The organism is Streptomyces europaeiscabiei, from assembly GCF_001550375.1.
GTDB classification, from domain to species: Bacteria; Actinomycetota; Actinomycetes; order Streptomycetales; family Streptomycetaceae; genus Streptomyces; species Streptomyces europaeiscabiei.
The window spans coordinates 19,854-43,431 of the sequence record NZ_LRTR01000820.1 but is presented as its reverse complement, the minus strand read 5'-3'; the positions used below and the strand labels follow the sequence as shown (position 1 = coordinate 43,431).

Annotated in this window: 12 protein-coding genes; 7 read left to right on the top strand and 5 right to left on the bottom strand. The window is 67.7% G+C overall.

What is annotated here, in order from left to right:
- The first annotated feature begins 12 nt into the window (after window positions 1-12).
- Window positions 13-5,163, top strand: a complete 5,151-nt coding sequence (locus AWZ10_RS40970) for an Eco57I restriction-modification methylase domain-containing protein (RefSeq protein ID WP_060893623.1) — start codon at window positions 13-15, stop codon at window positions 5,161-5,163.
- Between the two features lie 80 nt (window positions 5,164-5,243).
- Here AWZ10_RS40970 and AWZ10_RS49235 read toward each other — a convergent pair whose 3' ends face one another.
- Entirely contained in the window at window positions 5,244-5,444 is a 201-nt protein-coding gene (locus AWZ10_RS49235) for a DUF397 domain-containing protein (RefSeq protein WP_079104645.1), read from the bottom strand.
- Window positions 5,441-6,304 (bottom strand): helix-turn-helix domain-containing protein, encoded by an 864-nt coding sequence (locus tag AWZ10_RS40965; RefSeq protein ID WP_060893637.1) that lies wholly within the window; start codon window positions 6,302-6,304, stop codon window positions 5,441-5,443. Before AWZ10_RS40965 ends, AWZ10_RS49235 begins: the two co-directional genes overlap by 4 nt.
- Window positions 6,305-6,451: 147 nt before the next feature.
- Between AWZ10_RS40965 and AWZ10_RS40960 the strand changes: the two genes are divergently transcribed.
- Window positions 6,452-6,910, top strand: a complete 459-nt coding sequence (locus AWZ10_RS40960; RefSeq protein WP_060893622.1) for an ATP-binding protein — start codon at window positions 6,452-6,454, stop codon at window positions 6,908-6,910.
- A gap of 136 nt (window positions 6,911-7,046) precedes the next feature.
- On the opposite strand, the gene AWZ10_RS40955 is transcribed toward AWZ10_RS40960, so the two are convergent.
- Together AWZ10_RS40955 and AWZ10_RS54640 are read right to left on the bottom strand one after the other, a co-directional pair.
- On the bottom strand, window positions 7,047-7,475 hold the full coding sequence (locus tag AWZ10_RS40955; RefSeq protein ID WP_060893621.1) for a DUF6281 family protein: 429 nt from the start codon (window positions 7,473-7,475) through the stop codon (window positions 7,047-7,049).
- A gap of 16 nt (window positions 7,476-7,491) precedes the next feature.
- Window positions 7,492-8,466, bottom strand: coding sequence for a matrixin family metalloprotease (locus AWZ10_RS54640; RefSeq protein WP_244172721.1), 975 nt, complete (start codon window positions 8,464-8,466; stop codon window positions 7,492-7,494).
- Between the two features lie 444 nt (window positions 8,467-8,910).
- Here AWZ10_RS54640 and AWZ10_RS40945 point away from each other — a divergent pair, with 444 nt between their 5' ends.
- The gene (locus AWZ10_RS40945) at window positions 8,911-10,971 is read left to right on the top strand and encodes a hypothetical protein (protein WP_159058541.1); all 2,061 of its coding nucleotides are present in this window, start codon (window positions 8,911-8,913) and stop codon (window positions 10,969-10,971) included.
- 61 nt (window positions 10,972-11,032) lie between these two features.
- On the opposite strand, the gene AWZ10_RS40940 is transcribed toward AWZ10_RS40945, so the two are convergent.
- Window positions 11,033-12,094 (bottom strand): beta family protein, encoded by a 1,062-nt coding sequence (locus tag AWZ10_RS40940; protein ID WP_060893619.1) that lies wholly within the window; start codon window positions 12,092-12,094, stop codon window positions 11,033-11,035.
- Window positions 12,095-12,418: 324 nt separating this feature from the next.
- Here AWZ10_RS40940 and AWZ10_RS40935 point away from each other — a divergent pair, with 324 nt between their 5' ends.
- The 4 genes from AWZ10_RS40935 to AWZ10_RS40920 all read left to right on the top strand — a co-directional run bounded on the left by AWZ10_RS40935 (window position 12,419) and on the right by AWZ10_RS40920 (window position 23,578).
- Window positions 12,419-13,603 carry an AAA family ATPase gene (locus AWZ10_RS40935; RefSeq protein WP_244172720.1) on the top strand — a complete coding sequence of 395 codons (1,185 nt, stop codon included), beginning with the start codon at window positions 12,419-12,421 and terminating at the stop codon, window positions 13,601-13,603.
- A gap of 38 nt (window positions 13,604-13,641) precedes the next feature.
- Window positions 13,642-14,250: a hypothetical protein gene (locus AWZ10_RS40930; protein WP_060893635.1), complete on the top strand. Its 609-nt coding sequence runs from the start codon at window positions 13,642-13,644 to the stop codon at window positions 14,248-14,250.
- A gap of 98 nt (window positions 14,251-14,348) precedes the next feature.
- Window positions 14,349-21,302, top strand: a complete 6,954-nt coding sequence (locus AWZ10_RS40925; RefSeq protein ID WP_060893617.1) for a DEAD/DEAH box helicase — start codon at window positions 14,349-14,351, stop codon at window positions 21,300-21,302.
- Window positions 21,299-23,578 carry a UvrD-helicase domain-containing protein gene (locus AWZ10_RS40920; RefSeq protein ID WP_060893616.1) on the top strand — a complete coding sequence of 760 codons (2,280 nt, stop codon included), beginning with the start codon at window positions 21,299-21,301 and terminating at the stop codon, window positions 23,576-23,578. Before AWZ10_RS40925 ends, AWZ10_RS40920 begins: the two co-directional genes overlap by 4 nt.

Below are 23,578 nucleotides of genomic sequence, written 5' to 3'. Positions count from 1 at the left end.
AGAAGTTCTGCCATGACGTACGACTCCCTGGTCAACCGCGGCGACTACTTCTCGGCCCACTATCTGGCCGAGGTACTGCCGAAGGACCTCAAGTCGGGCCTGTTGCAGGCGTGGAAGGAACGCGAGGAGGCGGCGAAGCCGCCCGCCTGGGGCGCCGCCGCCCCGGAGGCCGATGTGCTCGCCACGGCGGTGCCCGGCGGCGGCGAGCTGCCGGTGACCCCCCGCGCCGGGCTGCGGGAGTTGCGCCGCGACTACTTCCGGGCCCGGTCCTTCTTCGCCCTTCCCGAGGACGAGGACGGCATCCCCGCCGTACGCGACACCGACGACGACACGCTGACGTACCACGCCCCCCTGTGGCGGGAGCGGGTACAGGTCCTCAACGCCGAGGTACTGCGCGCCCTCGGGTACGACGCGAAGCCGCGCACGCTCACCGTCGAGCGCGCGGGGCAGACGTACGAGATCCCGGTCGCGCACGCCGAGAAGGGCCTCGTCGCGGTGGACTGCGGCTGGGCCGCCGAACCGGACGCCGCACTCGACCCGAAGGGACGGGGACGCCTGCTGGAACCGGTACCGCTCGACGGCCCGGCACCCGTCGAGACCGGATCCAAGCTGGCCTCGTTCCTGTTCGCCTGTGAGGAGGTCGACGGCGACCGGCCGCCCCGGTACGTGCTGCTGCTCGGCGGCGGTGTGATCGTCCTCGCCGACCGCGCGGTGTGGGGCGAGGGCCGCTACCTCGGCGTCTCCCTCGACACCGCGCTCCAGCGCAACGACACCAGGGCGGGCGGCGAACTCGACACGGTGGCCGCGCTGTTCGGCGCGGACTCGCTGCGCACGCCGGAGGAGGGCGGCGAGAACCCGCTCGCGGAACTCGTCGGCAAGTCCGCGAAGCACGCGGTGGGGGTCTCCAGCGAACTGCGCGACGGCCTGCGCAAGAGCGTCGAGCTGATCGCGAACGAGGTGCTGGAACGGCTGCGCGAGCAGGGCCTGCACCCCGAGGACATCGGCGAACTCCCCGAACTGGGCCGCCGGTTGACCCGCGAGTCGCTGCGCTACCTCTACCGGATCCTGTTCCTCCTCTACGCGGAGGCCCGCCCCGAGCTGGGCATCCTGCCGGCCGACTACCCCGAGTACCAGCAGGGGTACGGCCTCGGCCGGCTCGCCGAGCTGATCGCCGACCGGGAGCCGATCAGCGACACCGCCCGCAACGGCTTCTACCTATACGAGTCCCTGGACCTGCTCTTCGGCAAGGTCCAGGACGGCTACCGCCCGCGCCGCACCCACGGCGTGGACATGCCCCCAGTCGACCTCGACGCGAAGACCAGCGAGGACGTCGGCCTGCGCTTCGAACCACTGAAGAGCAAGCTGTTCGAACGAGACGCCATCCGGCTGATCGGCGACGACAGCCTCCCCGACCCCCGCCACGACTCCGACGAGGCCCTCGCTCGGGGCGAGTCCGTCCGCCACCTCGACACCCGGCTGCGCAACGCCACGCTCCACCAGGTGCTGCACAGCCTGATGATCACCCGGGGCAAGCGGGGCGAACGCGGCGGCTTCATCTCGTACGCCCAGCTCGGCATCAACCAGCTCGGCGCGGTGTACGAGGGCCTGATGTCGTACAGCGGCTTCATCGCGGGCGAGGAGCTGTACGAGGTCGCCAAGGGCGGCGACCCGAAGGACGGCTCGTGGCTGGTCCCCAAGTCGAAGATCGACGAGTACCCGGAGTCGGTGTTCGTACGGCGCCGGGACCGGCACACGGGCGAGGACGTCCGGATGCGGTACGCCCCGGGTTCGTTCGTGTACCGCCTCTCCGGCCGCGACCGCCAGACCTCCGCCTCGTACTACACGCCGGAGTCGCTGACGAAGGTCACCGTGCAGCTGGCCCTCCAGCAGTTGCTCACCGAGGAGACCGAGGCGAAGGAGCTGCTGAACTGGCGGATCTGCGAGCCGGCGCTCGGCTCCGGCGCGTTCCTCAACGAGGCGATCAACCAGGTCTCGGCCGAGTATCTGCGGCGCAGGCAGAGTGAGTTGGGCCGGTCGATCGACACCGAGCAGTACGCCGTCGAACTCCAGAAGGCCAAGGCGTACATCGCGCTGCACAACTCCTACGGCGTCGACCTCAACGAGACGGCCGTGGAGCTGGCCGAGGTGTCGCTGTGGCTCAACACGATGCACCCCGGCATGGAGGCCCCCTGGTTCGGCCTGCACCTGCGGCGCGGCAACTCGCTGATCGGGGGGCGGCGGGAGGTGTACGACGCCGATCGTCTGAAGAAGGGCGGCTGGCTGGGGACCACTCCGGAGCGGTTCGCGTTGGCGGACGCGGTAGGGGGTGCGACGCTGCCGGAGGGTTCGGTGCACCACTTCCTCCTCCCGGCGAAGGAGTGGGGCGCGGTCGCCGCCGAGAAGGAGGCGCGGGCCCTCGCTCCGGAGGCCGCGAAGGCGCTGGGCGCGTGGCGGAAGGCGATCACCAAGTCACCGACGGCCCGGCAGACGGCCCGCCTTCAGGGGCTGGCCCGGCGGGCCGAGTACCTGTGGGAGCTGGTCGTACGGCGGCTGGAGCTGTCGGAGCGGGACATCTCGCGGCACATCCGGGTGTGGGGCGCGGAGGGTGACTGGCTGCGGCAGCCGGAAGTCGTGGTGGAGCGGGACGAGGTACTGGCCGACCTCCAGGCCGAGGACACGCCGTACTGGCGGCTCAAGACGCTCATGGACACGTGGTGCGCGCTGTGGTTCTGGCCTGTGCAGGGCGCTGCGCTGCTGGACGGTACGGATGAGCGGTACGCGCGGGCCGAGGCGTTGGCGGAGCGGGCGGCGGAGTTCGAGTCGGCGGGGGTCTCGGCTGCGGCCGGGGAGGCTGGTGCGGGGGACTCCGGGGTTCTGATGGCCTGGGATGTGGATGCGCTTCCCGGCTTCGAGGCCGAGCCCCAACAGATGACGCTGACGCGCGATTCGGTGTCGCGCCGCCGTACCGGGCGCCGCGCGGAGCAGGTCAAGGGGCAGCGCCGGGAGGTCATTCCGCTGGCTGCGCTGGAGGACTGGCTCGACTTCGCCGAGGCGTTGCTGGGTACGCAGGATGTGCCGAGCGAGTCGCTGGTGTCGACGTTCGAGACGCTGGACGACCTGTCGGTGTACGAGGACGAGTTGCCCGAGTGGATGGGCATGGAACGGTTCCAGTGGCTGGAGAACCGGTTCCTGTGGGCGGGCATGGCGAAGGATGTGGCGAAGGCTCAGGGGTTCTTCCACTGGGAGTTGGAGTTCGCGCAGGTGTTTGCGCGGGGTGGGTTTGATTTGCAGGTGGGGAATCCGCCGTGGGTGAGGCCGAGGTGGCAGGAGGACCTCGTATTGGCAGAGGTTGACCCCTGGTTTGCTCTTTCAGAGAAACCGACCTCAGAGGAGTGGCGACTCCGAAAGCACGAGACCTTGAGCTCCAGTAACAGATACTACTTGCATGAGCTGAGTTCCAACTTCGGAGCGGTATCGACACTGGGCAGCGCAGCATTGTACCCAATCCTCGCGGGCACACAGCCCGACCTATATCGCGCCTTCATGTGCAAAGCATGGAACAACAGCAATGAGACTGGCATCTCAGGGCTAATTCACCCTGATACACATTTCGGAGGCACAAAAGAAGGGTATCTACGATCAGCAACCTACAAGCATCTACGACTTCACGCACACTTCTCCAATCGACTCCTTCTATTCACAGATATCGAATGGACACGACAATTTGGCGTTCACATCTATGGCCATCGCAGGGATATCCTATTCCACAACGCCAGCTGGATCTTCACCCCAGACACTCTAACTCGATCCCTTTCACTCGAAGTCGACGATGGTCCGATCCCTGGAATCAAGTACAAAGGAAAATGGGACATCCGGCCCCATCGCAGCAGAATCATTGAAGTGTCCGACGACCTGCTCAAACATTGGCGGTCCCTTACCGCCCAAGATGAAACACCGATCGACCACACACCCCTGCTCTACCCAGTCACTTCAGCCGAGCAGGGTGCTATCGACGCGCTCGCCACTCACCCGCACAGAATTTCGATTGACAGAACTTCTATCAGTTCCGGCCTCAATGAGAAATCCGCAAGAGATGCCGGGACAATCCGTTGGCAGCAGGAGAGGCCGCACCACGCCACTGACGTCGTCCTGCAAGGTGCCCACATTGGCGTTGCCAACCCCTTCTACAAATGTCCCAAAATCCCCTGCCGAAGTGTGCAGGACTGGCTTCCCGTAGATCTCACCAAGGCCCAAATCGACGAAACACAGCGCACGAACTACAAGAAGGTGAAAAAGACAGAGGAAGTCGATTCTCCCCACTTCGGAATGTATCGACTCGCATGGCGTAAGATGATCTCCTTCGATGGAGATCGAAGCCTCTTCGCTTCAATAATTCCCCCCGGCGTCATGCACGTTGACGGCATCTACAGCATGGCCTTGGCGAGCAATAGAGAGACCATTCTACATTCTGGATTCTGGGCCGGAATCCCGATGGATTACTTGCTCCGCATCACAGGCAAGGCGAACCTCCACCCAGCGGAGGTTAATGGCATGCCAGCCCCCGAACTTAACCACCCGCTCACTGAAGCGCTCCTGGTGCGCACGCTACTACTGAACTGCCTCACGGACGCTTACGCACCCCTATGGGCTGAACAGTTTCACGCTAGCTGGCCCCACCATGAAGGCTGGGCTAGGGAATGGCCTAACGCGAGCCCTCTCTCCCAACACCTTAACCCTGATTGGGAGTACGACACCCCGTTGCGCTCCGAATATGAGCGGAGAGCCGCACTTGTCGAAATCGACGCGTTGGTCTCCGTATGGCTTGGCATCACGGCTGACCAGCTCGTCGCTATCTGTAAGTCTCGCTATCCTGTTCTGTCCGACTACGAGTCAGAAATGTACTTTGATGCGCGCCGGCGGAAAATCACAGCCAACCATCGGGCGCAGGGCCACGGACAGTCCAAGGAGACATACACCGAACTCATGGCGCATCTCGAGACACCCCAAAATGTCGCGCCACCCGAAGGGTATGAATCCCCCTTCTACAAGGCGGACCGAGAAACAGAGTTGAGAGAGGCTCACAAGTACTTCCAGGAGCGGCTCGACACGGAGATCGCTGCTAGGCGATGGACCCCGCCCCGGCAGGAGGGGACAGCAAGGTAGCCAGCAGACGCACCCGGGCACGGGGCTGCCCCCGACACTTGGCGTCGGTGGCAGCCTTCGGGGTCCATCACAACAAGCTCTTATCGAGTGACGAGGGTAAGGAACGCGGTCCAAGCCGCCGCATCGACCGCAACGCCACGGCGGGCTATGCCCTTGGAGTCGCGGACGCGGACAACGTGAGGGCGGACGGCGACCTCGACGCACTCGCCGCCTTCCTCACTGCTGTAACTGCTCTTGGCCCAAACAAGCCCAGATTCGTGCTCCCGTACCTTGGCTTTCATAGCTCTCCCAGCAGCTTCTCAACGTAGGCGAGCGACGCCTGAGGCGTGAGTGCCTGCGCACGCAGGATCCCGTACTTGACCTCAAGCCCCTTCACGGGCCGTCGCTCAGTGTGTACGTGGCTAACGTTCTGAACCTCAACGTAAGCGATCCTGCGCCCTTCGCTCGTCTCGATCAAGGTAAATGGGCCAGCAAGGCCAGCATTCTCCTCGCTGCCCAGGGGCATTACCTGAATCTCAACCGTCCGCTTCTGTCCCGCCAGCAGGATCTGCTCCAACTGGCCGCGCAACACTCCTCGGCCGCCGATCGGCCTTCGCAACACGGACTCGTCGATGACGGAACTCATCAGCAGCTCGGGGCGCTTGGCGAAGACCTCCTGCCGCGCGAGGCGGGCCACAACCCGCTCTTCAACGGAGTCCTCGTCCAGCGGCGGACGCATCATCCCGAACACCGCCCGCGCGTACTCCTCCGTCTGCAACAGGCCCGGCACCGCCTGGGTCGCGTACACATGCAGCTCAACCGCCTCCCCCTCCAACCGCGCCGCATCCCGAAAGAACGCCGGAAACTGCGCCCGCGCAACCTCCTCCTTCATCTCCTGGAGGACCCCGCCCGCGTCCAGCACCTCATCCGCCTGGTCGATGAACTTCGGCGGCGGCACCCGGCGCCCCTGTTCGTACGCGGCGATCGTTGACACCGAGTAGCCCATCATCGAACCGAACTCGGCCCGTTCCAGCCCTGCCCGTACCCGGAACCTCTTCAACTGCCGCCCGAAGACCCGCAGAATCCCGGAACCCGCCCCCAGCTCCCGCTCATCCCCCTCCGCCCCGGACTCCTCCTCGGCCGATCCAGACAACTCGCTCATCTCCCGCACCGCCTCCCCGGCCAACGCGCCCCCGCGCCGGCCGTCACGCTCCGCCCCGCCTACACCCACCGACCCGCCACGTACAGCGACCGCCCGTGTGCACGTCGTATCTCGCCACCGTAAAACCGGCACGTCAGCGTGGACCACATGAACAACGAAACTTCCCCCTCCCAGGGGGCCGCACCGCGCCCGGTCCGCGAGTTCGCGATGCGGTTCACGTCGTCCACGCGCGGGGCGCGCCTCGCCCGTCGTCTCGTCTCGCACCGGCTGGACTCCTGGGGCCACCCGTACACGGGGGACGCCAACGAGACGCTGGCGCTGATCACTTCGGAGCTGGCCGCGAACGCCGTACGGCACGGGTATGTCACCGGGCGGGACTTCCACGTACGGCTGTCAGAGACCGGCGGCAGCCCGCGCACGCTCCGCGTCGAGGTCACCGACACCCGCACCGAACGCGTACCGCCGCTCACCGCCCAGGAGCCGCCCGGCGACGAGGAGTCGGGGCGGGGCCTGCTCATCGTCGCCCAGCTGGCGACCCGTTGGGCCGTCGACCCGCGTGCCGGCGCCCCGGGGAAGACGGTGTGGGCGGAAGTACGCGTGCGATGAGAACGCGGCCCCGGCAGGCACCAGGCCACCGCGGCCCACACATACACATGGACGTACACATGGACTTCTGACGAGGAGGGCGAGCCTGCGTACCCCCGGCTCGTACCTCTCCCCGTCAGTTGTCCGAGAACCCGGCTCAACGCCCCGAGTCGAGGAACTCCTTCGCCTTCTTCGGGTGGCCGCCGTCCTGCTGCAGGACATACAGGTGGAGCCCGTCCTCGCGGTCCGGGTTGGCAGGAGTGTCCTTCACCGCGATGGCCACCTCCGCGTCGAGTTCCCCGATGCGAAAGGCCGTGAACGACTGCGCGTCGGTGGACTCCGACGACGACTCGTCACCGGTGTCGTCGCAGCTGTTCTCCTGTACGCCCTCGACCTTGTCGCCCACGGTGAAGTCCTGGTGGGACACCCGGGTGTAGAGCTCGCCGCGGAACTGGACACCGTCGGCGCAGGAGGCGGAACCCCCGTCGTTGCTCGATGCGGAGCATGCCGACACCGAGAGGAGCAACAACGCTGTGAGGATGCCCTGCGGCACCCGCCGGCCGCGAGCACGGGACGCGGTGGTCATGTGTGCCCCTTTCATGTCAGTAGAGGCTGCGCAGGCCGCGCACGTCACCGTAGCCGAGCGTGCGCCACTTCTCCGTGCACTCGCCAAGTTTCGGGTACATGGTGAGATTGCTGTGATCGGCGCCTTCGACATGGTCCAGGCCGAAGACGTGCCCGGCCTCGTGGGTGCCTACGCCCCGCAGGTCGTACTTGTCCGAGCAGCTGCTGGTGACGTTGTCCGTGAAGTTGTAGTCGTTGGTGTTGTACCGGACGTCCGCCTCGAACAGGTCTAAGGTGACGGGCCAGTACCAGACGCAGGTGATCGCGAGGCTGCCGGTGTCGAGGTTCCCCGCGTCCCAGGTGCTCACGTCGTCGTAGTCGGTGCAGTTGCCGTTGCTGTCGACGTCCGACTCGTAGGTGTGGGTTCCCTTGTAGGACGCCGAAGCGCCCACCTCGTCGTCGAGGCCACAGGTGTTGTACGAGCCGGTGATGTTGTTGATGGCGTCGGTGAAGGCGGTCGCGGCCTCGCTCTTCGTCAGAGCACCGGGCATGCCTCCGTCGCCGACGTACCAGTTGTACGTCCCCCACTCGGCATAGGACTTGGTGTCGTAGGAGATGTCCTCGCACTGGCCGAGCGCGGCGGTAAGAGCCTCGGTCGAGTCCTCCTCCGTGGTCGAAGCATCCCCCGCCTGCTCCGATCCATAGGAAATCACCCCCGACTCGGATACCTCGACCGTCAGCTCGGGCGCGCTGCCATCTACGGTGACCGCGCTCAAAGCCACACCCACACCCGGCCGCGGAATGACCACACCCACACCGTCGAGTCGAACCACCTGTCCGACCAGCCCACAGTCGGTCGCGGAGGTCCCCTCCGGCACGTCGGAGACGGTCAACTCGGTCGTACCCGTCGCGGAGGGACAGGACGTCGCCTCGGATGCGGTGGCGACGGCCACTTGCCCCTGCGTCAGCAGGAGGAGGGACGCGGCGACAACCGCCCGACCGACACCGGGCACCGGTCTACTCCGGTACCCCTTGCGCACGCTGCGTAATATTCTGATCACTCTTGGGAAATTAGAGGTCACACGGATGACAAGTCAAGACATTTACAAACACCCTGCGAACGGCATGTGACTCAAACCGAGAGCAGCCCGCCCATCCTGCGCACCGAGGCCACCGACACCCATGCCGATCGCGCACCGCCACCCACCGCCCACAAGCCGCCCGGTGACGAAGAGCCGGGGCGGGGGCCAGCGGCAGACGAGCCCAAGTCGGTCTGCGGATCCGGGAACCGACTGATGCCGCTCTCCTCCTTCTGAAAGACTCGTTCGTCATGGCAGGCTCAGCCCTGACGCGGCATCAGCAAAGTCGCCGCGGTTTCGAGAGGCGGAGGACCACCAGCCGGTCGAACTGTTGCCCCCACATGACAGAAATGCGATCACGGAAAGATAGGCGAGATCATGGGCGAGATCATTTCATTCGATGAACTCCTGACCTTACTGCCCGGCGGCAACTTCGTCGGCCAGGGAAGTAAGTCTTTTGATGTTGCAGAATCACGGAACTCGTTCGTCCCACCCAACTTGAAGGTGGTGGATCGGAGCGATTCACCAGAGATCACCTTGATTTCCGCCCGAGGCGCCACCGGAAAGTCGCGACTTGCGGAGCAGATTTCGGCCGTCAAGAAGGTCCCCTTGTGGTTGCTCAACAGGGACATGGCAGTGAGTGGGGACGCTCTACGAGCGAGACTGCGCGACTACAGAAAGTCAGCGAATGCTCTGGAGGAACTCACGGAGGATCCGAATGCTTTTATTCTGATCGACGCTCTGGACGAAGCGAGAATGAGGGTTTCCGGGCCCTCTTGGCATGAATTCATTCAAACACTTTTCGAAGCTTCCTCCGGCAGTCATTCACTGATTCTGTTCGGCCGGGAGCGAGTCCTTGAGGATATTTGGGCAAAGCTCCCCGGAGGCGGCGTCAACTGGTTCGAAATCTCTCATTTTGACGCCGGGCAGCGAAACAAGTACGTTGACATCCGGGTGGGTGAAGCGCAGAACAAGGAGAGCGAGGCGTACATCACGGCACGGGACACCGTTATCGGTGCGCTTGCCGGAGCCGTGGACGGAAGCGAGTCCGAATCTTTCGTCGGATACGCTCCGGTACTTGACGCCGTTTCCCTTCTCCTGGAGAGGGGAAACCTCCTGAAGGTTCGCACCGCTTTCGAAGCAGAGGTTGGAAACGGACGCAGGATCGAAGTCCTCGCTCAAATCATTCAGCAACTGCTGAAACGTGAGCAGAGAAAGGCCGAGGAACTCGCCAAGCAACTCAATCTTCCGCCCGTTGAGGTCTACACACCGACCGAGCAGATCGACTGGCTCGCACATCACCTCATGGGTACGGCACCGCCCTCCCTGTCCTGGTGCGACAACTCCCTGCGGGGCGAGTACGCGAACAAGATCCGCCCATTCATCGAAGACCACCCGTTCCGCTCCGAGCAGGACTGGGCGAGCCCCGTCTTCTCGGCCTACATCGCCGCCCAGCTTTTCTCGGACACCGCAATCCGTGAAAAGCTGCAGGAAGTCGGCGTGTCCACCGGCCTGCTCTTCGATTTCGTCTCCGCCAAGGATGCCGATCTCATGATCGACGAGTGGCAGTTCGCGGCGCTCCATTCTTCGCTGATGGCTTCCGAGCGCCACGACGTAGAGGTCTCAGCCAGCATTTCGGGGCCGGACCCCCATCTCGCGACGCAGGACGACCTCGACATCCTCACCGTCAACGGCGAGTTGACCCTCTGGGAGAGTATCGGGAAAAGCCACAGTCTCAGTTTCGAGATTTTCCTCGACCAGACCGGAGTGATTGATCTCAAGGGCCCACTGGCCTCCCTCTCACTCACCTTCCCCTCAAAGGTCACGGTCGCTTCCTCTTCAGGAACTGCAAACTTCGGACCGGACTGCTTCATTCGATGCAGAGATTTGAAAGTCTCTGCGGATACGGTACAGGTTTCCCTGCGGCAAACCGGAACCGCGAACAGCCCGGCCGACGGGTGGGCGAACGTGACATTCGAACTGGCGGGTCACTTTCTGTGCGAAGGGGAACTCGTCGGAAATCCACCGGACGACAGCTTCGAGATCCGGCTTCCCGAAGGAATCTCTCTCGGCTACCCGTGGTACGCCCACCAAAAGACGATGGAGCTACCCGGGGCCGAGCCGGACGAACGCGCCCTCCGGTTCATCAAAATGTTGATGAACCTCCTCCGGAATCATGGACACAAGGGAACCCCGGCCGTCTTCGACAAGAAGCTCGAAGGGCGACAGTCAATAAAAGGACCGGATTTCCGGAAGGTGATCACCGTGCTGCAGAAGCGTGGAGTCGTGACCCTTGATGGCCCAATGATCCACTTGGCTCCCGACTGGATGCCGCACCGCTTCTCAGGAAAGGAAAGAGAGGGTGTGCTGACATTCGAGGGCAAGCGTGAAGTATGGACCCCTGTCATCGATGCGCTTGCCGAAGCGATGGATCAGTAACACCGGCTCGTGGAGCTGAGCAGGATCGGACCGAGCGGAGAGCCACCTCCGCCAGGGCAGTTCAGGTGCCGGGCAGGGACCGGACGACGTACGTCATGTGCTGGACGTTTCCTGCCCAGAGCCACTGGGTGTGGGTGCCGGTGCCCTCGCTGTCCGTCATGGGCCCGTCGGCGCAGTCGCGCAGCCAAGTCTCCCCGGCGCTCGCGACCGCTTTCCGGAAGTCGGGCAGATCGCGGATCCGGTGGGCGGCGGCCCGGATGCCCGCCGTTCGGTCCGGCCCTCCGTTCACCACCTTGCACAGCACGAACGAGCGGTCGGTGGTGTAGCGGAGGACGCCCCAGGGCGGGCCTCCGTCCCCCGGCTCCGTGGCAAGGGCTGCGGGAGGCTGCACTCCGTAGTCGCCGTATCTCAGCCGCGAGAGGCGCTCCCGGCGGCCCGCCCGTATCTCGTGCCACATGTCCCAGTCGGCGCGGGGCTCCTCGTGCGGCTCACCGAACTGCATCATGTCGTCCGCGACGTGGGGAAACGCCCCGCCGAGTACGGCGACGGTCCGCCAGTCGTCAGCCAGTGCCACCAGAGCGTCCAGGGCGCGCAGCGCTTCCTTTCCCGCGTCGGGGCGGCCGGGCAGGACGGCGCCCAGGTCCAGCAGCAGATCGACGGGCACCTCCCGGTCGACCCGGTCCAGCAGTGTGCCGACGGCCTCGGCTACGGCTCCGTCCCACTCGCCCGGCATACGGACACGGACACCGACTCCGCAGCCGCAGCGGCGGGCGGTCTCCACCACGGCCGTCTGCTGGGCCTCGCTCCGCTCGGGGCCGGTCACCGGGCGGAGCAGGCGGTTGAGTGCGGTGCACTCGTCCAGGATCACGGCGAGCGCCGGTATCTGCGCGGCCTCGGCGAACGGGGCGTCGATCCAGCCCGGATGGCGCCGGTGCACGCCCCTCACCCGACGCATTTCCTTCTGCCAGTGGGCCCTCTCGAGTTGCGCCGGAGTCGTCCCTGGAGTGGGTGGGAGGTTCCAGAGGGGCGCGACCGCCGCCTGTATGTCGGGCCGGAGGCGTTCGTAGGCGATCCGGGCATGCTGCCGAACCGGCAGAACGGGAACGTAGAGCGGTTCGGACATCGCGGCTCCCCCTCGGCACTGCCCGCGCGCTTTCCCTTCCCGCCAGGGTCCGCTCACGCCACGGCGTGTGGAAAGAGAGCCCTTTCAGTCCGAATGGCTGAAGTGGGCAAGTACCTGGTGACGGTGTGACGCAAGTTGTACGCTTCGTGATGCTCGGTGGTCGGACGCGCCAAGTGGACGACACACGTGGGGAACTGAGCGGCACTCAGCAGCCTGCCTCAGGAACCGTCCGCCGTGCGCCGACCAGTTCGATGCCCGGGTCCTCGTGACCCGGCCGGTCCACGATGGGCGCGAGGCTTGAACCACCGGATACTCGGTCTCACAGTGCGCAACTTCCGCACCCTGACCGACACGAAGCTGCCGCTCGGGCCCCTGACCGTCATGGTCGGGCCGAACGCGGCGGGCAAGTCGAATGTGTTGCACGCGTTGGAGTTCCTGGGGGACGTGACCCGGAAGGGGATCGAGCCGGCGCTGGAGGAACGCGGAGGGTTCGACGCCCTGGCGTTCCGGGGCGGCCGGAGTCCGATGTCGAAGATCACTATTGGAGTCGAAGGCATCTGGTCGGACTTCGCATCGGAAGAAGCTCCGGACTGCTACGAGTTGAGCGTCTCGCAGCGCCGACTCCCCGAACCTCGACACCGTGAGCACGTGCTCTACCGACAGGAGCGGTTCACCCAGCATCCGCGTCCGAACGCGGAGTCGTCAGCCGAACTGACCAGCACTGCCTGTGTGATCAACAGCCCTTCGGAGACCGGCAGCGAGGACGTTCGGGTCACTGTCGGCCGAATGGTGTCCGCCCTTCACCAGAACCAGATCGTCCCCTGGCCGGAAGGCGGTTCGTCCGCCCAGGCCATCAGCGAAGTGAGTCACCACCTTTCCCGCATTCGGGTCTTCGACCCGGATGTGAGGGCCGCCCGACGGCCCTCCCCCATCAGTGAGTCGGGGCGGCACCTCAAGGGCGACGCTTCCAATCTGGCGGACTTTCTGCTGGGCCTCCAGGAACACGGAGACGCGTGGGAGCTTCTCCTGGAGGACATCAGGAGCGCGGTCCCCCAGATCCGGAACATCCATATGTCCCTCCTGCCTGGCTCCGGCCTGGTCGAAGTGGAACTGGAAGAGAATCGCCTGCGAGGGCGCACCCGCCTGGCAGACGCGTCCTGGGGCACAGTCCGAGCCCTGTGCATGCTCGCGGTCATTCATGATCCGGAGCCTCCGCTGCTGACATGTATCGAAGAGATCGATCACGGGCTCCACCCACATGTACTGAGTCTTCTGGCGCTCAGGCTCCGCGAGGCCAGTACACGCGGCCAGTTTCTGGTGACCACACATTCCCCGGTCCTCGTCAACGATCTGGAGCCCGAGGAATTGATCGTGTGCGAACGGCTCGCGAGCGGTGCCTCCCACATCCCGGCTCGGAGCCTGGAGGACATTCAGCGGGTCGTCGAGAAGTCCGAGTACGAGCCGCTGGGCGATCTCTGGTATTCGGGCGCTCTCGGGGGTGCCCTGTGAGTCCGAAGCCCGTACGCGGCCGTCAACGCTCGGTCATCGTGGTCGCCGGCGAGGACCCGAACGACTGCAAGGTACTCCAGCACCTGATTCCCGCGCTCTACCCGGGGTCATGTCCGGAAGTCAAGTTCATGAGGAAGCCCGTCCGGCTGGCACGTGCCCAGGCAACGCTCTCTCCCCGCCTTCAGGAGATCAGGCGATTCGCTCAGGGCCTTGCGGACAAGGCAAGACTGGCCGGGGTCGTCATACACGTCGATTTCGACGCGGTAGCCGACGAGAAGTACGACAGCGTGCGTCGGCGCATCACCGAGGAGATGCGCGGCGCCTTCAAAGAGTGCTGCCCTTCCGCTCTGGCCCTGTCGGCCTACGAGATGGAGGCCTGGCTGATGCTCTTCCCTGAAGCGTTCCCCAAGGTCAAACCAGGCTGGCAGCTCAAGGAGGCCGAACGCCGCCGCGATCTCGGCCAAATAATGAAGGCCAAAGAGCACCTCACCAAAAGCCTCGGGAAACCTCCGTACAGCGAGTCCCACGCTCCCAAGATCATGGAAGAGGCGGTCAAGGGCGGCCATGTCACCGCGCGCCCCACCGGCAACAACCGGTCGTTCCGCGACTTCGCCGACGAACTGGCCGACTGGAAGAAGGCCGGCTAGCCAGGTCAGGCCCGGTTCACCACCGTAAGGGGGCTGTCAGCCACCCCCTATACGGTGGTATCGATCACCAGGGCACCGGCATCGCAAGGGGGACCGTCGTGAAGCCCACCATGGCCGCCGCGCAGCTTCGCGGCAGTCTGACGCAGTACCTCACGACGACGTACGCCCTCGCCGACGAGGACACCCGCGGCGCACTCGAACGCTTCCTCGGGCATCCCGAGACCGGTATTTTCCGCGGGCCCTACCTGCGGATCAGGACGCCGTTCCACGTCGCCGACGACGACTGGCGGCGGGAGCTGGAGTGGTCGGCCGGTTTCCCGGGGTTCGCCCCGTGGCGGCACCAGGCCAAGGCCTGGGCGCGGCTGTCCACGCTGCACGGGCCCGCCAGGCCGACGCTGGTGACCACCGGCACCGGCTCCGGCAAGACCGAGTCGTTCCTGATCCCCGTACTGGACCACTGCCGGCGGCGGAAAGCCGAGGGGCGGGCCGGGATCAAGGCCGTCCTGCTGTACCCGATGAACGCGCTCGCCACGGACCAGGCCGGGCGCATCGGGGAGTACCTGGCGCGGCCGGAGCTGGCCCAGGTGACGGCGGGCCTGTACATCGGAGACCGGCCCGACACGGACTTCCGGCGGGTGATGACGCGACGCGAGGAGATGCGCCACTCGCCGCCCGACGTGCTGATCACCAACTACAAGATGCTCGACCTGCTGTTGCAGCGGGGAGAGGACCGCAGCCTGTGGGACGGCGCCGAGCCCGAGTACGTCGTGCTGGACGAGTTCCACACGTACGACGGCGCGCAGGGCACCGACGTGGCGATGCTGCTGCGCCGGCTGGCCGCCGCCACCGGCGCGTCCCGGCCCGGCAGACCGCTGGGGTCGATCTGCCCGGTGGCGACCTCGGCGACGCTGGGTGAGGGTGCGCCGGGCAAGGAGGGCGAGGGCATCCTCGACGTGGCGGCGCGGGTGTTCGGGATGCCGTTCCCGGCGGACGCGGTCATCGGCGAGGAGCGGATGACCGCCGACGAGTTCACCGGCACCGTCGACTACGAGCTGCCGGAACCGCCGACCCCGCAGGAGGTCGTGGCGGTGTCCGGCGGACCGGACGTGGAGGCCCGGCCCGACCTGCTCGACCTGGACGCGCTCGCCACCCGGATGCTGGGCCGCTCCGGCCTGGACGCCTTCCGCGTCGGTCGGCTGCTGAAGCGGCACGACTTCACCCACGGTGTGCTGTCGCTCCTCAGCGGGGAGCCGCTCGACGAGTGGGCGCTGCGGGACCGGCTCGCCCGGTTCGGCTACTCCTGGGGCCGCACCGCGCGGGAGAACCCGCGGCTGGTGCTCCAGGCGCTGTCCCGGTTCGTGGCACTGCTGTCGGCCGCCCGTGACCCGGACTCCGACGAGCGCAGGCCCCGGCCGCTGCTGCACATCGAGGCACACCTGTGGGTGCGGCCCGTGACACGGGTGCTGCGCGGGGTGGGCCGCACCCCCGAGTTCCGCTGGTACGAGGACGACCGCACCGCCGCCCGCCGGGCCGCGCTCAACGCCGCGCCGCCCGGTGACGAGGACCCGGACGCCTCGTCCGGCGGCTATCCGTCGTCCGCGAGCGGACAGCCGCTGCCGGGCACCGACACCGCGCCCCGCCCGGCCCAGGTGCACCTGCCCGCCGTGTACTGCCGCAACTGCGGGCGCTCCGGCTGGGCCGCCCTGTCCCCCGAGACCGACCCGCAGCAGCTCGTGATGGCCCAGGACCGGATCTGGCGGGCCGGGGTGGGCCGGGACAAGCGGCGCGTCCGCTACTTCATCTCCGCCACCGCCCGCGAGCGACGGCAGGCCCTCGACGCCCTGACCGGGGCACGGCCCTCGGACGGCGGCGTCGACCCGTTGTCGGTGGTGGTGCTGGACGGTGGGCAGGGGACCTACCGACTGCCGACCACCGGGGACGACGGAGATCTCGTCGACGCCTGGTTCACGTTGGCCGTGCTCGACAAGAAGACCGCCGACCGGGCCGCCAAGGACGACCGGTGCCCGGCCTGCCACACCGACAACAGCATCCGCTTCCTCGGTACCGCCCGGGCGGCCCTCGCCTCCGCGGCGGTCACCCAGCTGTTCACCGGCGGCGACATCGCTCTCCTGCCGGAGGAGCGCAAGACGCTGCTGTTCAACGACTCCACGCAGGACGCGGCACACCGGGCTGGATACGTCGCCAACGCCTCGTACAAGTTCTCGCTCCGCTCGCTGCTCGCCCACAACCTGGACGAGTCCGGTGCGCCGACCACGCTGAACGACCTGATCGGCCATGTCCTGGACTCGGTGGACGACCCGGAGGCGCTGGCCGCCGTGGTGCCCCCCGATCTGCACGACGAGCCGGGCGTCGACCGGCTGCTGTCCGGGCACGGCACCGGCGACGCGCGGACCTGGCGGCTGATCGGCGAACGGCTGGCGTTCGCGACGGTGATGGAGTTCGGGCTGCGCAGCCGCATGGGCCGCACCCTGGAGCTGACCCGGACCGCCGCCGCCGAGGTCGCCGTGGCGGACCCGGGCCGGGTCACGGACCTGGCGCGGGATGTGCACCTGACACTGCCCGGCCAACTGCTGGCGGTCGGGGGACTGCCCACACCCGAGCGCTATCTCGCCTACGTCCGGGGCCTGCTGGAGCGGCTGCGGCTGCGCGGCGCGGTACGGCACCGCTGGCTCGACACCTGGATCAGGGAAGTCGGCTCCGACCGCTATCTCATCTCCGGGCGCAGGCCGGACGGCATGCCCGCCTTCCCCGAAGGAGTCGCCCCGCCGCGATTCCTGCTGGACGGGCAGAAGGAAAAGACCGAGTTCGACTCGATCACAGGACGCCTGGGGTGGTACCAGGACTGGACCCGCAGATGTTTGGATCTGGACGCCGCCGGAGCCACCGAGTACCTGCGCAGGCTGCTGCCCGCCCTCGCCGACGCGGGCGTCCTCGCGGTGCGGACCGCCCGCGACCGCCAGACCCGGGTCTACGGGCTGCAGCCCGGCCACATCGAGGTGCGGCTCCTCGACGACGCCGTCGTCAACAAGGCCTTCGTCAGCTGCGAGGACTGCCGCTGGCAGCAGGTCGTGGCGCCCGAGCGCCGCACCCGCTGGTACGGGCATCCCTGCCCCCGCTACCGGTGCAAGGGCCGGCTGACCGCGCCCCAGGCCGACCGGTCCACCGCCGAGGCCGAGGTGTCCCGCTTCGGCTCGGGCCCACTCGTGCCGGAACGGGACTACACCGGCGACTACTACCGTCGCCTCTACCTGACGGGCGGCACGTTCCGCGTGGTGACCGCCGAGCACACGGGCATGCTCAGCCGCCCCGAGCGGGAGCGCGTCGAGCGCGCCTTCAAGGCGGGCACGCACTACACCGACCCCAATGTGCTGTCGTGCACCCCGACGCTGGAACTCGGCATCGACATCGGCGACCTGTCCGCCGTACTGCTCGGCTCCCTGCCGGCCGGTCCCGCCAACTACGTGCAGCGGGCCGGCCGCGCCGGACGCCGCACGGGCAACGCGCTGGTCGTCGCGTTCGGCGGACGCAAGGCACGCGACCTGTACTACCTGGACGAGCCGCGCGAGATGATCGCCGGGACCATCCTGCCGCCGGGCTGCTACCTGTCGGCGGTGGAGATCCTGCGCCGCCAGTACACGGCGCGGCTGCTGGACCTGGCGGCCCGTGGCGAGCTGCGGACCTCCGACGGCGAGGTACTGGCGCCGCTCCCCCGGCTGTCCTCCGCCCTGTTCGGCACCAGTGGGTGGTGCGAGGACCTCGCGGACGCCGCGCGAACGCGCGGGGCGTTGCTCGTGGAGGAGTTCCTGGCCCTGTTTCCCGACGACAGCGGCGGGCAAGACCCCGACATCATGGACGGGGCGGGCGTCTCCGCGTACGCGGCGGAGGAACTCCGGGCGTACGCGACCAGCGGGATCGCGCGGGCGTTGCAGGAGGCCGAGGAGGACTGGACGGGGCGGCGCGAGGAGCTGCGCCGCAGGATCGCGGCGATCGACGAGGCCGCGGAGCAGCTGGCCCTGTCCGACGAGTCGCAGGCCCGGGAGCGGCGCGAACTGCTCGCCGAGCGGCGGGGTGCCGGGGACCTGTTGCGGGAGCTGAGCCAGTCCAGCGCCCATGCCACCCTGGTGGACCTCGGGCTGCTGCCCAACTACAGCCTGACGGACACCACCACCCAGCTGGAAGCGACGCTGTACTGGACGGAGACCCCGGACGAGGAGGACGACACCGACGGGGCGGGAGCCGCCGAGCAGGGCGCCGTCCGCAAGGTGTACCGCAGTGAGACGCGGGACTACGAGCGGTCCCGCAAACTGGCCCTCACCGAACTCGCCCCCGGCAACGCCTTCTACGTCAACGGCTACCGTCACGTGGTGCGCGCCCTCGACGTCGGCAGTCCCGAGCGCCGCGCCTGGTCGGTGTGGCGGCTCTGCCCCGCCTGCGGATACGTCCGCACCGAGGAGCAGAACGCCGAGCACAACACCGCCCCGTGCCCGCGCTGCAACGGCCGGGAGATCGCCGACGCGGGCTGCGTCCAGCGTGTGCTGCGGCCCAGGCGGGTCCTGTCCCGCGACAAACGCGACGACGCCCGGGTCCGCGACGACCACGACGAACGGGACCGCAGGCGCTACGCGGTCCTCACCACCGTGGACATCGACCCCGACCGTCTGGCGCCCGGTTCCTGGCGGCACGACACCGCCGTGTTCGGCGTGGACTTCACCCGCCACGCCACGATCCGGACACTGAACCTCGGGCTGGACCGCGAGGACGGCAGCAGCACGGTGCCGCTCGCCGGACAGGACGTACGGCTCAACCCGTTCTACGTCTGCACCGAGTGCGGCGGCGCCACGGCCGACGGCCGACCGGTGGTGGACATGCCGCAGCACGCGCTCACCGAGTCTGTGGCGGCGAGCACGCCGGCCGCCCAGCACCATCAGTTGTGGTGCCCGCGCCGCCGCGTCCGAAAGCCGGTGACCGGTGCGGGCGAACAGCAGGGCAAGGGCCAGGACGTGCCGCTGCTGCTCGCCCACGAGCTGACCACCGAGGCCGTGCGCATCCTGCTGCCCGCGTCGGTGGCACGCGTCAAGGAGCGGCTCGCGTCGTTCACCGCCGCCCTGTTCGTGGGGATCGCGGCTCGCTACGGCGGCGATCCCGACCACATCGACATCGCCGAGGCGACCATGCCCGACCACGCGGGCGACCTGGACGCGGACTGGCCGAGGCGCTTCCTCGTCGTCTACGACCGGCTGCCGGGCGGCACGGGCTACCTGCACCGGCTGGCCTCCGCCGACGGCTTCCGGGAGGTACTGCTCAGGGCTCGGGACGTCATCGAGGGCTGCGCGTGCCGCGAGAAGGGGCTCGACGGCTGCCACCAGTGCCTGCTGCGGCGCGTACCTGCCGCCGACTACGACAAGGTCAGCCGGGGCGAGGTCCGCCAGATGCTGGACGAGCTGCTGGGCGCCGACGGTGAGGGGTGGCGCACCTCGCCGGTGGCGACGACACGTCATATCCCGCTGCAACGACAGGCCGAGAGCGACCTGGAGATCCTCTTCATCGACACCCTCCAGGACTGGGCGAAACTGGCCGAGTCGAAGGCCGCGGCGGACACGTACACCACCTCCGCCGGTACGTACGCCCTCGACCTGCGGCTCACAGCGGCCGACGGGTCCACCGTGAGCTGGCGTGTCTCCCAGCAGCGCGCCCTGGACGGCACCCGGCCCGACATACTCCTCGAACGGCTGGACACCCCCGGCCCGCGCGTAGCCCTGTACCTCGACGGCTACGCGTACCACGCCACCCGTGAGCACAACCGGCTTGCGGACGATGCGACGAAGCGCACCCGGCTCCGGGCGGACGGCCTTCGCGTGTTCCAGCTGACCTACCACGACGTCAAGCAGTGGCGTCAGCGGATCAAGGACACGGGGTACGCGGGGGCCGGACCGGCCGACCCCGTGTGGGAGCCCTATGGCACGCCCGGACAGCAGCGGGCCCGCGACTACTACGACCGCGTGGGCCGGGGCCTGCCCGGTGAACTCGCCGAGACGGTGTGGGTCAATCCGGCCCGGCTGCTGCTGGCCTATCTGCGCTCTCCCGAACCGGAGCGCTGGAGGCGGCGAGCGGAGGCGGCTGCCGCCGGAATCAGCGGGGCGGACGGGATCCGTGCCACCGCGCTCACCGGCGAAGGCGTCGGCGAGAGCCTCCGGACAGCGCTGCGCGGCGGCATGCCCGCCGGGGGCACCGGACCCATTCGGCTGCTGTCCGGCCCCGACGCGTCGGGCTGCCGTCTGGTGCTGGCCGCCGACGGCAGACGCACCCCGCCCGTGTGGACGGGGCTCACCGTCCTGGACGACGGTGACGCGGCCCTCGCCGACGAGCCGACCCACAAGCGGCGCTGGCGTGCCTGGCTGTACTGGAGCAACGTGCTGCAGTTCCTGGAGCACGGCGGTGGTGACAGTGCCCAGCTGACGTCGAGCATGCTCGACGGCTTCGCCCCCGAGGTGCTCACCGTGACCGGTGGGGAGGGCTGGCTGACGTCGACACGTACGCCGGTGCCCTCGCCCGTGGACGACCTCACCTCCGTCGGCGTCGTCCCCGCGCCTTCGGTGCCTGCCATGGGAAGCGGTGCGGCGGTCCCACCGACGCACTCGACAGGCGCGGTGGCCGGCGATGTGGAACCGGTACGGGATCCCGGCTGGGACCGGGTCATCGAACACCTCGACCCGGAGGAGCCGGGGCTCGCCGACCTCGCCCACGCACTGGCCACCGCAGCGGTGTCGGCACCTCACGACGGCTACGAACTCGACGGCCACGGTTGGCAGGCCGAACTGGCGTGGCCCGCCGCCCGGATCGGCGTGGTCCTCGCACCCCGCGCGGACGGCCACGAGCCGGACTACGAGGCACAGGACCGGGACAAGGCGTTCTCGGCGGCGGGTTGGACAGTCCACACCGCCGCCGAATGGGACCCGGCGGCGATGATCGCCCGGCTCACGGAACGACAGCACGACAGCGACACCATCAGGGACGGGGAGCCGAAGCGATGAACACCTCGGGCGTCACACTGCGCCTGCTCGACAAGGCCGACAAGGAAATTCTCAAACTCCCCCGCACGGTCAAAGGCGCGTTCTTCGACTTCCAGCACAAGTTCCGGAGCAACCCCCACACCACCGGGCTCAAACTCCAGCAGCTCAAGGGCGACAGCAGGCTCTGGTCGGCCCGCGTCAACGACGAGTACCGGGCGCTGCTGCTGCGGCTCGCCGACGACGACTGGCTGATCGTCTCCGTCAAGCACCGCAAGGACGTCTACAACCGGCTGTCGTACGGCGTCAACCAGGTCACCGGCGGCATCGAGTACGTGGACCTTGAGGTGGTCGAGGACAGCGTCCTGCGCCGCCTCCCCGCCCCGCCCGCACAAGCCCCGACGACCGTCGAACCATCCACGCCCGCGCGGCCCGAGCCGACCCGTCCCCTGTTCGCGGACTGGTCCGACCAGCAACTGTCGGACCTCGGTGTCGCCGAACCCCTGCTGCCCGTCATCCGCACCCTCGCCACCGAGGACCAGCTGCTGGGACTCGTCGAGTACGCACCGCAGCTCACCGGCGAAGTGCTCCTCGCCCTGTTCGACGGGGCGTCGTACGACGACGTCCTCGACCAGGTGACCCGGCCGGTCTCCGCCACCGAGCCGGTCGACCCGGACGACTTCGAGGCCGCCGCCGGGCGGCCGGCGACGGTCGTCACCACAACCGACGACGCCTTGCGGGAGGCTTTGGAGAGCGGCGACTTCGGCCGCTGGAAAGTCTTCCTCCACCCCACCCAGGCCAGACTGGTGGAACGGCGTTACAACGGCCCCGCCCGGGTGGGCGGCGGCCCCGGCACCGGCAAGACCATCGTCGCCCTGCACCGGGTGCGGCATCTCGTACGGCAGCTTCCCCCGGGCCGGGACAAGCCGGTCCTGCTGACCACGTACAACAAGAACCTCGCCGCCGACCTGCGCTCCCGGCTTCTGGAACTTGGCGGCGAGGAGCTGCTGAGCCGGGTGGAGGTGAGCCACGTCGACCAGCTGGCGCTGCGCATCGTCCGCGAGGCAGAACCGGGCAGCGGCAAGCAGGCCATCGACGACAGCCAGGCCGTACGCGAATGGCGCGGGCTGCTGGACGAGTTGGGGGAGGACGGCTGGGACGCGGAGTTCCTGCACGACGAGTGGACGCAGGTCATCCTCGGCCAGGCCGTCGGTACCCGCACCGACTACTTCAGGGCCCGGCGCGCCGGACGCGGCAGGAGCATCGGCCGCGCCGAGCGCGCCGAGATCTGGCAGCTCGCCGAGCGCTTCACCCAGCGGCTGGACCGGCTCGGGCGGCAGACCTGGGACCAGGTGGCAGAGCGTGCCGCACGGCTGGAGATCGGCCGCGAACAGCGCATCCAGAACATCGCCCGACAGCAGGAGGAGGCGGGCGGCCTCGACAACATCCACCTCCAGGACGGTTCAGGAGGCTGGCTGCGCCACCGGTACCGGCACATCGTGGTGGACGAGGCGCAGGACCTCCGCCCCGCCCACTGGAAGATGCTGCGCGCGATGGCCCCTCGCGGCGCCGACGACCTGTTCCTGGTCGGCGACACCCACCAGCGCATCTACAAGAACCAGGTGACGCTGGGCAGCCTGGGCATCAACATCCGAGGCCGGTCCTCGAAACTGAGCCTCAGCTACCGCACGACACGACAGATCCTGCGCTCCGCCCTCGGCGTGCTGGGCGAGACGAAGTACGACGACCTCGACGGCAGCGAGGAAACGCTGGCCGGCTATCGGTCGGTGCTCAGCGGAAAGCCCCCGGCCGGGCACTCGTTCCCGGACTGGGCCGCCGAGCGGGAAGGCGTGGCCGCGCTCATCAAGGAGTGGGACGCCGGCCAGGACCTGGCCATTCCGCACGAGCAGATCGCGATCTGCGTGCCCACCAATCAGATGGCGGCCGAGATGGCCTACACCCTCAAGCTGAACGGTATCGACTCGGTGGAGATCCGTTCGGACGGCCCGCACGGCTCTACCGGCGTACACATCGGCACGATGTTCCGGTTCAAGGGGCTGGAGTACCAGCGAATGATCATCGCGGGCGTCGCGGCCGGACTCGTACCCCGCGAGGCCGTCAACAGATTGCGTGATACGGACCCGGTCCGCCACCGGCAGGAGATCCAACGGGCTCGGTCCCTGCTGTTCGTGGCGGCGACAAGAGCACGCGACAGTGTGGACGTGTTCTGGCATGGAAAGCCGAGCCCGCTTCTCAACGAGTCGTGGGAAGAGGCGGGCCCCAACACATCGGCGACGTGA

Excerpts from the sequence above, each read along its gene's own strand:
- AWZ10_RS40970 (WP_060893623.1), top strand. The coding sequence starts at position 13 with ATGACGTACGACTCCCTGGTCAACCGCGGCGACTACTTCTCGGCCCAC.
- AWZ10_RS49235 (WP_079104645.1), bottom strand. The coding sequence starts at position 5,444 with ATGAAAGCCAAGGTACGGGAGCACGAATCTGGGCTTGTTTGGGCCAAG.
- AWZ10_RS40965 (WP_060893637.1), bottom strand. The coding sequence starts at position 6,304 with ATGAGCGAGTTGTCTGGATCGGCCGAGGAGGAGTCCGGGGCGGAGGGG.
- AWZ10_RS40960 (WP_060893622.1), top strand. The coding sequence starts at position 6,452 with ATGAACAACGAAACTTCCCCCTCCCAGGGGGCCGCACCGCGCCCGGTC.
- AWZ10_RS40955 (WP_060893621.1), bottom strand. The coding sequence starts at position 7,475 with ATGACCACCGCGTCCCGTGCTCGCGGCCGGCGGGTGCCGCAGGGCATC.
- AWZ10_RS40945 (WP_159058541.1), top strand. The coding sequence starts at position 8,911 with ATGGGCGAGATCATTTCATTCGATGAACTCCTGACCTTACTGCCCGGC.
- AWZ10_RS40940 (WP_060893619.1), bottom strand. The coding sequence starts at position 12,094 with ATGTCCGAACCGCTCTACGTTCCCGTTCTGCCGGTTCGGCAGCATGCC.
- AWZ10_RS40920 (WP_060893616.1), top strand. The coding sequence starts at position 21,299 with ATGAACACCTCGGGCGTCACACTGCGCCTGCTCGACAAGGCCGACAAG.